Here is a 15,232-nt window from a genome sequence, read left to right as displayed (position 1 = left end):
CTATTTGCTTTAATAACCATAATACTGACCTTTATTTAAGTAAAAAATCATTACCGATAGCCAAAATAAATCGAAAGAAATGATGCATATCTATTTCGATTTATGAATTTTTATTGGTTTTTGAGCTAAAGTCACAAGGGTATGACCAGTTTTATATAAACTTATTGGAAAATCTGTGATTTAATTGTGCTACACGATGAATGTGGAGTATTGTTGAGTTTGGTAATCATCGACTTAACGCATTAATTTTTGTTAATTGACTTGGGGCTATTTTTTCCTGTTTCTATTAACAACGCATTTAACATCATATTCTTCAATTAATTAGAAAAAATTATAAGTAGGGTTCATGAGCTGGATTGAAAAAATACTACCAAAAAGCAAGAGCGCAACGGCGCGCCGAAATATTCCTGAAGGTGTGTGGACTAAATGTTCCTCTTGTGACCAGGTTTTATACCATGCAGAACTTGAGCGTAATTTAGGCGTTTGTCCTAAGTGCGACCACCATATGCGCGTAAGTGCACGTGAACGTTTAAACAAGCTGCTTGATAAAGATGGCCGTATTGAAATCGGTGCTGAATTTGAGCCAAGTGATAAATTAAAATTCCGCGATAGCAAAAAATATAAAGACCGTTTAGCTAGCGCGCAAAAAGCAACAAATGAAAAAGATGCATTGGTTGTAGAAAAAGGCACTATTAAAGGGATCCCTGTTGCCGTGTGTGCATTTGAATTCTCATTTATGGGTGGTTCAATGGCGACGGTTGTAGGTGCGCGTTTTGTTGCTGCTGTGAATGTATGTATGGCTGAAAACCGTGCACTTATTTGTTTTTCTGCCAGTGGTGGTGCGCGTATGCAGGAAGCGTTATTTTCACTAATGCAAATGGCAAAAACAAGTGCTGCATTAGCGAAACTATCAGCGAAAGGTCTACCTTATATTTCGGTCATGACTGATCCAACAATGGGCGGTGTATCTGCAAGTCTAGCAATGTTAGGTGATATCAATGTTGCTGAACCAAAAGCATTGATTGGTTTTGCTGGTCCGCGAGTCATTGAACAAACGGTACGAGAAAAATTACCTGAAGGTTTCCAACGTAGTGAATTTTTGTTGGAGAAAGGTGCTATCGATATGATTGTTGATCGTCGTGAAATGCGTGATAAACTTGCAGGCTTATTAGCGAAGATGATGAACTTGGAAACGTCTGATAATGTTGCGACTGAAGCCGCAAGTGCAGAAGCGACACCCGCGGTTGTACCACCTGCTGATGACGTTAAGACGCCAAGTGACGCTCCCAGCAATCACGAGTAAACACTGACGAGTAACTATTACCGATGTTGAACAGTATTAATAAAAGCCAGTCTCTTGCAGACTGGCTTTGCTATTTAGAAAGTATTCATCCTGTTAATATTGAAATGGGATTGGGCCGTATAGGGCGCGTTGCTGCTGACTTAGCATTAACGACATTTGATGCCAAAGTGATAACGGTTGCTGGCACCAATGGTAAAGGTTCTACGTGCGCCTTTTTAGAACGTATTTTACTTGATGCTGGCTTTAATGTCGGTGTAACGAGTTCTCCTCACATTCAAGATTTCCGAGAGCGTGTTCGCGTTAACGGAAATATGCTGACCGCACAAGCCCATGTAGATTCGTTTGCGTTTATTGAAGCTGGGCGTGGCGATACTACATTAACGTACTTTGAATTCACGACATTAGCAGCCTTGAAGTTATTTCAAGACGTCGCACTTGATGTGGTGATCCTTGAAGTCGGTTTGGGGGGGCGTTTAGACGCATCCAATATTGTATCTGCTGATGTTGCTGTTGTGACAACAATTGATATTGATCATGCTGATTGGTTAGGTACTGATAAAGCGGTCATTGCCCGCGAAAAAGCTGGTATCTTCCGTCAAGGTAAGAAAGCCATCTGTGGGGTGATTAATCCACCGTCTACCATCGCAGCGTACGCCGATGAAATTGGTGCAGACCTGATCGCGGTTAATCATGATTACCATTATACCCAGCATGCTGACACTTGGGACTGGCAATTAAGTGCGACAGAACCGCAAGACGGTATCGCATTAGCATTTTCTAACCTAGAAATTCCTCAGCTACCATTACAAAATGCCGCGACTGCGATTGCTGCAGTACAAGCGTTAGGACTTGTCGTTCCTGATCGTGCTATTCGCAGCGGTGTTGCAAATGCAAGGTTATCTGGCCGTATGCAGAAATTGGGTTCATCGCCTTTGCAGTTTTTGGATGTGGCGCATAATCCTGAATCAGCGCGTTATTTGGCAACCCAGCTGACTCGTTTAAAACAACTAGCCAGTTCACCTGTCAAGGTGATTGCTGTTGTCGGTATGCTAAAAGATAAAGATATCGCCGCAAGTTTAGCGGCATTAACTGAGGTTGTTGACAGCTGGCACCTTGCTTCATTGCAATGTGATCGTGCTGCAGCGTGCCAGCAAATTGAGTTGGGATTGGTTGATGCGATGCGACTCAGTGGGAAAAGCCATGATAGCCTTAGCCAGCAGCCTACGAGTCATGATACAATAGCGCAAGCTTGGCAGTCGGCAAACCAAAGTGCTGATTGTAATGATATTATTATTGGTTTCGGTTCATTTTTTACCGTAGCGGAAATTACCCAACATATAAGTGGTTAGATAAACGTGGCATCGACATTTCAACATCGTTTAGTCGGCACTATTATTTTAGTGGCGATTGGTATTATATTTTTACCAGACTTACTTGATGGTCAAAAGATAACGTATCGTGAGAACACGGCTAGTATTCCTTTGCGTCCTGCGCTAGTGGAACTTGCTGAGCCCGTTAACTTTGATTCGTTAGAGCGAGCTTCATTCGATGACGGTATGAATGATGCGGAATTACTTATTGAACCAGCTCCCACGGTAACCTTAGCCTCTACAGATAGCGCTGTAGCGTCTAACCCTAAACCGAGAACTAAAGCCCCTAAACTAGTGCCTCTCGTTAAGCCTGCTAAAACGGTGACGGCGATACCAGCTGTTGGTCATAGCTGGAATATTCGTTTAGGGACATTTAAGAATTCAGAAGCAGTTGATGATCTTGTTAAAAAAATCAGGAAGAATGGATTTGACGCCTACAGGTTGCCACGATATAAAAAGGCTGGTCAGTTAAACAGGCTTTATGTTGGACCTAATGTGGACAAAGATGAGCTGAAACGTTTATTACCAAAATTAGAAAAAATAACCGGTCTGGAAGGTGTGATTGAAAAGTTTGACCCTCGAGACAAGTAATTAAAAAGCCGACATTTATGTCGGCTTTTTTTGTTTATAACTATTATCAATCTCGTATTTAAGTTGTTACAATAACGCGAATTTCAAATGAGTGGAACAAAAAATGACGTGGATTGATTACCTGATTATTGGTGTTGTTGGTTTATCCTCAGTAATAAGTTTAGTACGTGGTTTTGTCAAGGAAGCGTTCTCTCTTTGCACTTGGTTCTGTGCTTTCTTTATAGCTCGTTTTTATTACCAAGATATTGCTGCTTACTTAGAAAATTTTGATGCGTTTAGTGCCGCGTTCAGTGAGCAGTTAGTTAAAAATGGCGTTGCGATAGCGCTATTATTTATTTCGACCCTTATTTTAGGGGCTTTGCTAAATTACATACTTGGTCAACTCGTTGATAAAACGGGCTTATCAGGTACGGATAGATTGCTCGGTGTATGCTTTGGTATTGCCCGAGGAGTATTAGTAGTGTGCGTGTTACTGTTATTTTTACAGTTATTCACCAGTTTTCCGGAAACGGTTTGGTGGCAGGGCTCGCCACTAATAACTGAGTTGAAACCACTCATTAAATGGTTTTTTGAACATCAAGCTTCTGCATGGGACAATATGCAGGGTTTATGACAAGCGAAACGTTATAAATAGCATTTTATCGAAAGCACAGTAAACGAGGATTTAGGTTATGTGTGGAATTGTTGGCATTGTTTCTACAACCCCTGTTAATCAGTCTATCTATGACGCATTAACAGTATTACAGCATCGTGGACAGGATGCTGCAGGGATTGTAACCTTAAGTGATGGAAACTTTAGGCAGCGTAAAGCAAATGGTTTAGTGAGCGATGTATTCGAAACTAAACATATGCAACGTTTGAAAGGTAATATTGGTATCGGTCACGTCCGATACCCGACAGCAGGAAGCTCGAGCGCCGCTGAGGCTCAACCTTTCTATGTTAACTCTCCGTTCGGTATTTCCCTTGCTCATAACGGAAATCTAACCAACGCCGCGCAATTAAAAGAAGATCAATTTCATAAAGCCCGTCGTCACATTAATACCACGTCTGATTCAGAAGTATTACTTAATGTTATGGCGCATGAATTAGATAAATGCCCAAGTCTACACCTCACAGCAGAAGATATTTTCACTGCCGTTAAAGCGGTACACAAGCAAGCACTTGGTGCTTATGCTGTCGTATCTTTGATTATTAATCATGGCCTAGTGGCTTTCCGTGATCCTAACGGTATTCGCCCGTTAGTATTAGGTATGCGCGCCGGAAATGGTCATAAAGAATATATGGTTGCTTCGGAATCAGTGGCGCTTGATGCGGTTGGTTTTGACTTTGTACGTGATGTTGAACCCGGTGAAGCGGTTTATATTACCGATGAAGGTGAGTTATTTAGCGCGCACTGCGCTGAAAATGCACAGCACAACCCATGTATCTTTGAATTTGTTTATTTTGCGCGTCCAGATTCAACAATAGATAAGGTATCGGTTTACGAATCACGCCTTGCTATGGGGGAGAGACTGGGCCATAAAATTAAGCGTGAGTGGGCCGATATTGATATTGATGTTGTGATCCCCATTCCTGAAACATCATGTGATAGTGCGTTAGAAATTGCCAAAGTGCTGGAATTACCATACCGCCAAGGTTTTGTTAAAAACCGTTATATTGGTCGTACGTTTATCATGCCAGGACAAACGTTACGTCGTAAGTCTGTTCGTCGTAAATTAAACGCCATTTCATCGGAATTTGTCGGTAAGAACGTACTGTTAGTTGATGATTCAATTGTACGTGGTACCACGTCAGAGCAGATCATTGAAATGGCACGTGAAGCAGGCGCTAAAAAAGTTTATTTAGCATCAGCAGCACCAGAAGTTCGCTATCCAAATGTATACGGTATTGATATGCCGAGTTCTGAAGAACTCATTGCACATGGTCGTGACGTTGAAGAGATCGCAACTATGATTGGTGCCGATGCACTTATCTTCCAAGATTTGGATGATTTAATCGCTGCGGTTTCAAAATGTAATCCAAACATTAAAAAGTTTGAGACATCGGTATTTAGCGGTGAGTATGTGACTGGCGATATTGATGCGGCTTACTTACAGCGCCTTAATGATGTGCGTAGTGACGATGCTAAAACAGTTAAAGAACAAAAAGAAGAAATTGCTAATTTAGAAATTCATAACGAAGGTGAATAATCTGTAGTGTGAATGGAATAATTTAGTTTATTGCTTTAATCATAAATAGATCGTAAAAGGAGCGCTAAGCTCCTTTTTTATTGTCATCTTAATCTATTGCTGGCTTATTGGTCGTGCTTTTTGTCTTCTGCTTGCTCCTTCAAGAAGGCGCGTTGTTGTAGATCATATTGCCCGTCGCTCCAAATAAGTACGCTGCCTTGCTCAAACCAATCACCTAGTACAATGCGCTTGCCTGTTTTATCACTTGATAATGTCACATCATGAATATTTGGTTTGTGGGTATGACCATGAATTAAAATGTCACACTGGTATTCTTGCATTTTATTAATCACTTCAGACTCAGTTACATCCATGATTGACATGCTTTTTTGTTGATTACCTTCTTTACTTTTACCGCGAATTTTATCGGCGATGGCTTCACGTACAAAGATAGGTAAGCAAGTAAAGAGTTTCTGGCGCCATGGGATATTAACCGCAGCCCGAAATGCTTGGTATTTCTCATCGAGAGTACAAAGAGTATCGCCGTGTGCAAGTAAGATTTGCTGACCATCAAGTACAATCGCAGTATAATCGCCAAGAATGGTGATGCCAGTACGTTTGGCAAAGCGTTTGCTCACCAAAAAATCACGGTTACCTTTAACTAAGAAGCATTTAACGCCGCTTGCGGTTAAGGCTTTAAGTCCATCTTGAACACTATCGTTAAGTGGATTGCTAATGTCATCACCAGACCAAAATTCAAATAGATCGCCTAAAATATAGAGCGTGTCTGCTTGGCGTGCTTCAGTAGCAAGAAAATGCAAAAACAATTCGGTAATTTGCGGACGACGTTCATCAAGGTGTAGATCTGAAATAAACAAAGTAGTCATGTTGGTGCTTCATCCTTGTCGAGAATAAAAAAATACACTACCAAAGCAGTGTATTTATTTTAAGAGACTGAGTGAGCTATTAAGCTTCTTCTACAGTTACTTTAGTAATGATAATGTCTTCTAGTGGTACGTCACCGTGGCCACGTCTGTTGCCTGTAGCAACTTTTTTCATTTTCTCAACAACGTCCATGCCTTCAACAACTTCAGCAAATACGCAGTAACCCCAACCTTGTGACGTCTTGCTTGTGAAGTCTAGGAAGTTGTTGTCTTTTACGTTGATGAAAAACTGTGAACTTGCTGAATGCGGGTCCATAGTACGTGCCATTGCTAATGTACCTAATTTATTCGACAGACCGTTGTCTGCTTCATTTTCGATACATGCATTTGAATTTTTCTCTTCCATACCAGGAAGCATGCCGCCGCCTTGAACCATGAAACCATCGATTACACGGTGAAAGATAGTACCTTCGTAGAAGCCGCTTTTTGCGTATTCTAAGAAGTTAGCAGCTGTTTTTGGTGCTGCTTCAAAGTTAAGTGCGATTTTGATATCACCGAAATCTGTATGTAGAGTTATCATTTTAATGATCCTTTGGTTAATTAACCGCTAAATTCTATCCTAAAGCCCTGCGATCGAAAAGCCTTAACCTTCACAAGCAAGCTCAGCGGTTAAATTTATCCTGTCATTTGACTGATTTATACACTTTTTTAGTGGTTGAGCTAAATTTAGCTATTTTATGCTACTGCAAAGCTAGTAATCATTAGTGCGAATGGTAAAATCAGTCAATTAATTGCATTTTTACTGTTTGCGCAAGGATCACTATTCGATGCTGAAGATTTACAACACACTGACTCGCCAAAAAGAACAATTTAAACCTATCACCGAAGGTGAAATCGGTATGTACGTATGTGGTGTGACTATCTATGATTACTGTCACATTGGTCACGGTCGTACTTTTGTGGCGTTTGATACTGTGGTGCGTTACCTTCGCCATCGCGGTTATGCTGTTAAGTTTATCCGTAATATTACTGACGTTGATGACAAGATCATTAAACGTGCAAATGAAAATGGTGAAACTTGTGATCAGCTAACAACGCGTTTTACCCAAGCAATGCATGAAGATTTTGATGCGCTGCACATGATCCGCCCTGATATTGAACCGACGGTAACAGGCCATATGCCTGATATCATCGAAATTATCGAAAAGTTAGTCGCTAAAGGCCATGCCTATGTTGCTAACAGTGGCGACGTGTTGTTTGAAGTGAAGACATTTACTGACTACGGTAAACTCAGTGGTCAAGACTTAGATATGCTACAAGCTGGCGCGCGTGTTGAAGTTGAAACAGATAAGCGTAACCCAATGGACTTCGTATTGTGGAAGATGGCGAAACCGGGTGAACCAAGTTGGGTTTCTCCTTGGGGCGAAGGCCGTCCTGGTTGGCACATTGAGTGTTCAGCAATGAACAACAAGCTACTTGGTGAAGTATTTGATATTCATGGTGGTGGCTCAGACTTAATGTTCCCGCACCATGAAAATGAAGTGGCGCAATCATGTTGCGCGCACAACGGTGAGTACGTAAATACTTGGATGCATTCGGGTATGGTGCAAATCGACAAAGTGAAAATGTCTAAATCACTGAATAACTTCTTTACCATCCGTGATGTACTAGAAGAATATGATGGTGAGTCGGTACGTTATTTCCTATTGTCAGGCCATTACCGCAGCCAATTGAATTACTCAGAAGACAACTTAAAGCAAGCGCGTTCAAGCTTAGAGCGTTTGTATACCGCATTACGTGATGTGACTGTGGCCGATGCTGAGGGTGTTATCCCTGGCTGTGAAGCCTATGTTGAAACATTTAAAGCGGCAATGGATGATGACTTCAATACACCGGAAGCATTCCCAGTATTATTCGAACTGGCAAAAGAAATTAACCGTATTAAAGACACTGATGCGCAACGTGCAGGTGAACTAGCGGCACAGTTAATTCGTTTTGGTGATGTCCTTGGTCTGTTGTCACAAGAACCTGAAGCTTTCTTACAAGGTGATGCTGGCGAAGATGATGAAGTGGCAGAAATTGAAGCGTTAATTAAACAACGTAATGATGCACGTGCAAGTAAAGACTGGGGCATGGCGGATGACGCACGTGACAAGTTGAATGCATTGGGTATTGTATTAGAAGATGGTGCTAACGGTACGACTTGGCGCCGCAAATAAACATTTGAATTAACTTTAAATGCCGATTACCTTTTATATTTTTAATCTAAGTGGTGATAGGCATTTTTTATTGAATAAGGGATTAAGCATGTTAAAAATTATTTCAGTTATCCTTGGCTGTGCATTGATTTTCTTTGTGATGACACGCATGGGCGGTAACAAGAAACAAGCGGCGGAAAATATTGAAGCGGGTAAATTGTTTTTAGCAGCGAATTTAGAAAAAGAAGGTGTTGAAGAAACGGCTTCAGGTCTGCAATCAATGATACTAACAGAAGGTACTGGCACTGAGCACCCAACGGGTCGTTCTAAAGTTACAGTGCATTATCACGGTACATTATTAGATGGCACAGTGTTTGACAGTTCTGTACAACGCGGCGAGCCAATTACATTTGGTTTAAACCAAGTGATTCCCGGTTGGACTGAAGGTGTTCAGTTAATGGTCGTGGGTGAGAAACGTCGATTCTTTATCCCAAGCCGTTTAGCTTATGGCAACCGTGGCGCAGGTTCAATTCAAGCTGGTTCAACCCTGATTTTTGAAGTTGAGCTGATTAGTTTTAAATAAAAGGGTAGTTCGAGAGGCGAATTGGTTGAAGACGCTCTGCACGCCGTAAACCCATCCCTGGGGGCTTGAGGCTGACATCCCTGTCAGCAACAGCAGGCTTGCTTCAATCAACTCTCAAGATTTAAACATTGAATTGAGCTTACAAAAAAGCCGCATGACCTAAAGGTGATGCGGCTTTTTCTATTATTGATTATCTACTATTTTTTTATTACTGTTTAGTAATTACTTTGAATGATAATCACGGCAAGAGATTAACGTATTCTCGATCAAGCTTGCAACTGTCATTGGACCAACACCACCTGGTACAGGGGTAATAAAAGAAGCGTTTTCTTTTGCTACTTCAAAGCCAACATCACCAACAAGTTTACCATTTTCTAAACGGTTAATGCCCACATCGACTACCATAGCGCCTTTCTTGATCCATTCACCTGGAATAAAATTAGGGCGGCCAACGGCAACTACAATTAAGTCTGCACGGCGTACATGCTCTTCTAGGTTATTAGTGAAGCGGTGACATGTCGTTGTTGTACAACCGGCAAGTAATAATTCAAGTGTCATTGGACGACCGACAATATTAGAAGCGCCAACCACAACAGCATCGAGACCATGTAGGTCAACACCGGTTGATTCAAGTAGCGTAATAATACCTTTTGGTGTGCAAGGACGGAGTGCTGGAATACGTTGTGATAAACGACCGACGTTATACGGATGAAAACCATCAACATCTTTGTCTGGGCGAATATGTTCCAACACCGCGGTTGTATCAATATGCGCAGGTAAAGGCAGTTGCACTAATATTCCGTCAATCGTGGTATCAGCGTTTAACTCATCAATTAATGTTAATAAAGTTTCTTGTGAACTATCTATGGCAAGATCGTAAGATTTAGAAACGAAGCCTACTTCTTCACAGGCTCGACGTTTACTCCCAACATATACTTGTGATGCCGGATCGGCACCCACTAAAATCACAGCAAGACCAGGGGCGCGTAATCCTTGTGCAGTACGCGTAGCCACTTCTTCAGCAACTTTCTGACGAACTTGCTGAGAAATATTTTTTCCATTAATGATTTGAGCAGTCATTGAGTTTTATTTATCTCTTGGTTAGAAAGTTGCGCTATTTTCGCACTAAAACATTAGTTTGTCAGCAATTGATGTGAAACACGTTATGAACAATTAGTTGAATAAACATTTCGACTCTAAAAATAGCATCAATTAATCTATTAATGCTTACTTTTTGCTGTGTGTAAAATCATTTTAAAATACGTTATTCTTTTACTGCCTGCTGGCTGCAAATGAGGGATCAAAAATGAGTATATCGATGAGAATATTAGACGGTAATACCGCCGCGGCTTCCATTGCTTATCGCGTGAGTGATGTTATTGCCATTTATCCAATAACCCCAAGCTCTCCGATGGCTGAACAGGCAGATGCTTGGTCTGCAATAGAGCAACCAAATATCTGGGGCGATATTCCTAATATTGTTGAAATGCAGTCCGAAGGTGGTGCTATCGGTGCGGTACATGGCGCACTGCAAACTGGTGCTATGGCCACCTCGTTCACATCTTCTCAGGGATTATTACTGATGATCCCTAATCTTTATAAGATTGCTGGAGAATTAACGCCTTTTGTATTGCATGTTGCAGCCCGTTCAATTGCAACTCATGCTCTTTCTATCTTTTGTGACCATTCAGATGTGATGGCGGTTCGGCAAACAGGTTGTGCGATTCTGAGTGCTTGCTCAGTGCAGGAGGCTCATGACTTTGCGGCGATCGCACATATGGCTTCACTGTCGAGCCGTATTCCTTTTATTCATTTTTTTGATGGTTTTAGAACGTCCCACGAAATTAACAAAATAAACACGTTAACTGATGAACAGTTAGCTCAGCTTATCGATATCAACTTGGTTATGGCACATCGCCAACGAGCACTTACGCCTGATCATCCGAGTGTACGTGGGACAGCCGCTAACCCTGATACTTTTTTTCAAGCGCGTGAAGCAAGCAATAATTTTTACGATGATTGTCCGGGTAAAGTGGTTGAAGCAATGGCGCAGTTCTTTGCTTTAACAGGCCGGAAATATCAACCGTTTGAGTATTATGGTCATCCACAAGCAGAACGTCTGATTGTACTGATGGGCTCTGCTGCCGAAACGGTTGAAGAAACCATCGACCATTTACTCTCTTTGGGCGAGAAGGTCGGCGGGATACGAGTACGTCTTTATCGTCCATTTTCAATAATGCATTTGTTGGATGTAGTACCTGTAACCGTGAAAAATATCGCGGTATTAGATCGAACAAAAGAACCTGGCGCGGTTGGTGAACCATTATATCAAGATGTGTTAGCGGCGTTTTCGGAGGCTCGTGCTAACGGTCGCATAGATAATATGCCGCATATTATTGGTGGGCGCTATGGTTTGTCATCAAAAGAGTTTACACCAGCTTGTGTGAAAGCCGTTTTTGAAGAATGCACATTAGCTAAACCTAAGCAGCACTTTACTGTGGGCATTATTGATGACGTTACTTACTTATCATTAGCTGTTAGAAAAATGCCGTCTATTGATCCGATTGATCGAATTAGTGCATTATTTTACGGTTTAGGCTCCGATGGTACGGTTAGTGCGAATAAAAACTCAATTAAAATGATTGGTGAAATTGAAGGGAAGCATGCGCAGGGCTATTTTGTTTATGATTCCAAAAAAGCGGGGGGATTGACTATTTCTCATTTACGTTTTGGCAACACTCCGATTCGGTCTCCTTACTTGATTGAAAACGCTAATTTTGTGGCTTGTCATCAATTTGAATTTATAAACAAATATGTTGTTACTGAGCATTTAAAAGTAGGGGGAACCTTATTGTTGAATGCACCTTATGCGAGTGAACATATTTGGGACCACCTGCCTAAAGAGTTGCAAGCTGACATTATCAAACTCAAGGCAAAGTTCTATGTTATTAATGCCACTCAAATTGCGAGTGAATGCAAATTAGGTAAACGAATTAATACCGTAATGCAGATGGCATTTTTTACGTTAACAGATATATTTCCAATTGAAGATGCCCGCAATTTGGTGAAGCAGTCAATAAAAAGTAGCTATGGTAAAGCAGGACAAACCGTTATTGATAATAATTGTCGTGCTGTTGATTTAACGATTCAAGGTATTGAGGTAGTGAACTACCCAGACCAAGTCACCACAAGCTATGGTATGCCACCCACTGTATCTGTAGACGCCCCCAATTTTGTGCAGACCGTCTCTTCACTCATGATGGCCGGTAAAGGCGATTGTTTACCTGTGTCGGCTTTCCCGGTTGATGGGTCTTGGCCAACGGGAACTACCCGATGGGAAAAGCGTAATATAGCGAATGAAATTCCAATCTGGGATCGCTCTGAGCTCTGCACTCAATGTAACCAGTGTGTTGTTGTCTGTCCGCATGCTGCAATTCGGGCAAAAATAGTTGAACCTGAAAATTTAGCGAGTGCGCCAGCTGGCTTACCCACATTGGATGTTAAATCTCGAGATTACAGAGGCGAAAAGTATATTCTGCAAGTTGCCCCTGAAGATTGTACTGGTTGCCAGCTATGCGTTGAAGTCTGCCCAGCTAAAGATCGGAGCCAACCAGAAATCAAGTCAATTAATATGAAGCCGCGGTTGGCTCATCTTGATCAAGAGCGTGAACAGTATGAATTCTTTCTTAAACTGCCGGAAAAGAAAATAAGTGATATGGCAAGATTAGATGTGAGAACATCACAACTTGTTCAACCCTTATTTGAATATTCAGGCGCCTGCTCTGGTTGTGGTGAAACACCTTACATTAAGATTTTGACTCAGCTTGTTGGTGATCGTTTGCTGATTGCTAATGCAACCGGTTGCTCCTCTATTTATGGTGGCAATCTACCAACGACACCTTATACCACTAATGATGAAGGGCGAGGGCCAGCTTGGGCAAACTCTTTATTTGAAGATAATGCTGAATTTGGACTCGGCTATCGTTTAACTTTAGATAGTTTACAGGCCAAAGTTAAACGTTTGCTGCTTGAGCAAAAAGGCGATATTTCATCGCAGCTCATTGAAGATATATTAAGTGCAGATCAAAGTGATGCAAATCTAATTCAACAACAACGAGAGCGGGTGGATGAACTGAAAACGGCGCTGCAGGCACTGCCTATTTTAGACACTAAAGAATTGCTTGAGTTAAGCGATTATCTGGTTGAAAAATCAGTATGGCTTGTGGGTGGTGATGGCTGGGCGTACGATATCGGTTTTGGTGGTATTGATCATGTATTAAGTCAGCCCCACAATGTTAATGTATTAGTACTGGATACTCAGTGTTACTCAAATACAGGTGGGCAGCAATCTAAAGCAACGCCACTTGGTGCTGTCGCCAAATTTGCAGCAAAGGGTAAACGTCAAGCCCGTAAAGACTTGGGGGTTAGTATGATGATGTACGGTAATATTTATGTTGCTCAGATATCATTAGGGGCGCAGATGAACCAGACCATTAAAGCCATTAAAGAAGCTGAAGCTTATCCGGGTCCGTCACTGATTATTGCTTACAGCCCTTGTGGCGAGCATGGTTACGATCTTAAATTTAGCCAACAGCATCAACAATTAGCCACAGAGAGTGGTTTCTGGCCTCTCTATCGATTTGATCCTCAGCGCGTGGCCGATGGCAAAGTTGGACTGTCACTTGATTCTAAAAAACCAAAACGGGCAGTTCGAGAGTTTATGGAAAAAGAGGTGCGGTTTACACAGATATTTAGAAACGACCCTGAATTAGCCGCGCAGTTAATTCAAGAAGCACAGGATGTCGTTAATGAGCGGTATAATTTATTATCATTACTGGCTTTGAAAAGAGATAATTAATCCAACAATTGGGGTGACAAATAGAGCGTATTTAGTTATAAAGATGCTTTGAATTATTTAGGTAGATGACAGTGAAACACCAAGAGCATATTATTTCCGTTTTTGCAGACATAGCAGCAGCCTCAACCCGCTTAATTGACAGTTCGACGGTTAATATAGAAAGTAAAGATGTTGTTATTATGCAGCGTGCGCTGTTAGAAACGAACCCTAAGTTTCGCCAACTTATTCCTTATGTAGTGGTAAAACAGGGGGATAAGTATTTAGCCTATGAACGTTCTAAGGCTGGTGGCGAATCACGTCTACATAATTTATTCAGTATTGGTATTGGTGGTCATGTTGATGCCGTTGACGCTGTCTATGATGCGAAAGGTGTGTTCCAACTAACAGATACATTACGCACGGGCATGTATCGTGAGTTGCATGAAGAACTTGGCTTAACAGAAGCTGACTTTTTGGGGATGACTACGATTGGTTATCTTTCTAAAGATGTAACGCCGGTAGATGAAGTACATCTTGGTATTGTATTAGTTGCTGAAGTGCATGCCGACTTGGTTATTACCAGTAAAGAAGACGCATTGCACTTAGCGGGCTTCTTAACGCCGGAACAATTAGCCAAGTTAAATTTAGAATCTTGGTCTGAAACTGTAGTAGCAGAACTGGTATAAGCTTTTATATGGCCGTGAGCAGGTTATTTAAGACCTGCTTTGTTATTGATTTGCGTTAGTATTTTATAATTAGTCTGCAATTAGTAGGCAAATTATGCATATTGTTATGATAAACTCGTTCGGTGTATAACTATTAAACAGTTGTTTGTTGGGTTCAATAAACTATTTGACGCGAACAAAGCAACTCTGTAATATCCACCCTCGTTGACAGACGTTGTCTTCAACAGTTCGGTGATTAGCGCAGCTTGGTAGCGCACCTGGTTTGGGACCAGGGGGTCAGAGGTTCGAATCCTCTATCACCGACCACGACTCCTTAGCTCAGTTGGATAGAGCAACGGCCTTCTAAGCCGTAGGCCATAGGTTCGAATCCTATAGGGGTCACCACTTTTATTAGCTATTAATAAATAGTTAAGATTAGTTTTGCTAATGTTTACTTATAGTAAAAACAGAGCGAGATTAACAACAAGTTTGTGGCGGTTGTAGCTCAGTTGGTAGAGCCCCGGATTGTGATTCCGGTTGTCGAGGGTTCAATCCCCTTCAGTCGCCCCATATTTGATAACTCACTAAGGTGACGTTATCGACCCTTGTCAGTATTACCTGCTGATAAGTTGT

Annotated in this window: 12 protein-coding genes and 3 tRNA genes; 12 read left to right on the top strand and 3 right to left on the bottom strand. The window is 41.6% G+C overall.

The genetic code is table 11. From position 1 onward, the window contains the following. Window positions 1–346 precede the first annotated feature (346 nt). The 5 genes from accD (at window position 347) to purF (ending at window position 5,453) form a co-directional block, all read left to right on the top strand. Complete coding sequence (gene accD, locus QNK26_RS17790) at window positions 347–1,303, top strand: acetyl-CoA carboxylase, carboxyltransferase subunit beta (protein WP_319225381.1); 957 nt, start codon at window positions 347–349, stop codon at window positions 1,301–1,303. Window positions 1,304–1,326: 23 nt separating this feature from the next. Beyond that, window positions 1,327–2,652: a bifunctional tetrahydrofolate synthase/dihydrofolate synthase gene (gene folC, locus QNK26_RS17785; protein ID WP_319225379.1), complete on the top strand. Its 1,326-nt coding sequence runs from the start codon at window positions 1,327–1,329 to the stop codon at window positions 2,650–2,652. Window positions 2,653–2,658: 6 nt separating this feature from the next. Next, window positions 2,659–3,264: an SPOR domain-containing protein gene (locus tag QNK26_RS17780; protein WP_319225377.1), complete on the top strand. Its 606-nt coding sequence runs from the start codon at window positions 2,659–2,661 to the stop codon at window positions 3,262–3,264. Window positions 3,265–3,367: 103 nt separating this feature from the next. Continuing rightward, window positions 3,368–3,877 (top strand): CvpA family protein, encoded by a 510-nt coding sequence (locus QNK26_RS17775; RefSeq protein WP_319225375.1) that lies wholly within the window; start codon window positions 3,368–3,370, stop codon window positions 3,875–3,877. Window positions 3,878–3,935: 58 nt separating this feature from the next. Next, complete coding sequence (purF, locus tag QNK26_RS17770) at window positions 3,936–5,453, top strand: amidophosphoribosyltransferase (protein ID WP_319225374.1); 1,518 nt, start codon at window positions 3,936–3,938, stop codon at window positions 5,451–5,453. A 104-nt stretch (window positions 5,454–5,557) separates the two neighbouring features. On the opposite strand, the gene QNK26_RS17765 is transcribed toward purF, so the two are convergent. Further along, window positions 5,558–6,319 (bottom strand): UDP-2,3-diacylglucosamine diphosphatase, encoded by a 762-nt coding sequence (locus QNK26_RS17765; RefSeq protein ID WP_319225372.1) that lies wholly within the window; start codon window positions 6,317–6,319, stop codon window positions 5,558–5,560. 79 nt (window positions 6,320–6,398) lie between these two features. Beyond that, window positions 6,399–6,896 carry a peptidylprolyl isomerase gene (locus tag QNK26_RS17760; protein WP_319225371.1) on the bottom strand — a complete coding sequence of 166 codons (498 nt, stop codon included), beginning with the start codon at window positions 6,894–6,896 and terminating at the stop codon, window positions 6,399–6,401. A gap of 247 nt (window positions 6,897–7,143) precedes the next feature. On the opposite strand from QNK26_RS17760, the gene cysS reads away from it, so the two are divergent. After that, a complete protein-coding gene (gene cysS / locus QNK26_RS17755) occupies window positions 7,144–8,535 on the top strand; it encodes a cysteine--tRNA ligase (RefSeq protein WP_319225370.1) in 1,392 nt (463 codons plus the stop codon). An 88-nt stretch (window positions 8,536–8,623) separates the two neighbouring features. After that, the gene (locus tag QNK26_RS17750) at window positions 8,624–9,097 is read left to right on the top strand and encodes an FKBP-type peptidyl-prolyl cis-trans isomerase (RefSeq protein ID WP_319225368.1); all 474 of its coding nucleotides are present in this window, start codon (window positions 8,624–8,626) and stop codon (window positions 9,095–9,097) included. Window positions 9,098–9,319: 222 nt separating this feature from the next. Here QNK26_RS17750 and folD read toward each other — a convergent pair whose 3' ends face one another. Then, complete coding sequence (folD, locus tag QNK26_RS17745; protein ID WP_319225367.1) at window positions 9,320–10,177, bottom strand: bifunctional methylenetetrahydrofolate dehydrogenase/methenyltetrahydrofolate cyclohydrolase FolD; 858 nt, start codon at window positions 10,175–10,177, stop codon at window positions 9,320–9,322. A 226-nt stretch (window positions 10,178–10,403) separates the two neighbouring features. Between folD and nifJ the strand changes: the two genes are divergently transcribed. The 5 genes from nifJ (at window position 10,404) to QNK26_RS17720 (ending at window position 15,169) form a co-directional block, all read left to right on the top strand. Further along, window positions 10,404–13,955: a pyruvate:ferredoxin (flavodoxin) oxidoreductase gene (gene nifJ / locus QNK26_RS17740; protein ID WP_319225365.1), complete on the top strand. Its 3,552-nt coding sequence runs from the start codon at window positions 10,404–10,406 to the stop codon at window positions 13,953–13,955. Between the two features lie 71 nt (window positions 13,956–14,026). Next, a complete protein-coding gene (locus tag QNK26_RS17735) occupies window positions 14,027–14,620 on the top strand; it encodes an NUDIX domain-containing protein (RefSeq protein WP_319225364.1) in 594 nt (197 codons plus the stop codon). A 229-nt stretch (window positions 14,621–14,849) separates the two neighbouring features. Next, window positions 14,850–14,926 (top strand) — tRNA-Pro (locus tag QNK26_RS17730). Window position 14,927: 1 nt separating this feature from the next. Next, window positions 14,928–15,004: transfer RNA gene (locus QNK26_RS17725), tRNA-Arg, on the top strand. Between the two features lie 89 nt (window positions 15,005–15,093). Further along, a tRNA-His gene (locus tag QNK26_RS17720) sits at window positions 15,094–15,169 on the top strand. Window positions 15,170–15,232 lie beyond the last annotated feature (63 nt).

It is taken from the genome of Moritella sp., assembly GCF_033791185.1.
GTDB lineage: Bacteria > Pseudomonadota > Gammaproteobacteria > Enterobacterales > Moritellaceae > Moritella.
The sequence above is the reverse complement of the archived record's forward strand: the minus strand, read 5'-3'. Positions and strand labels throughout refer to the sequence as shown.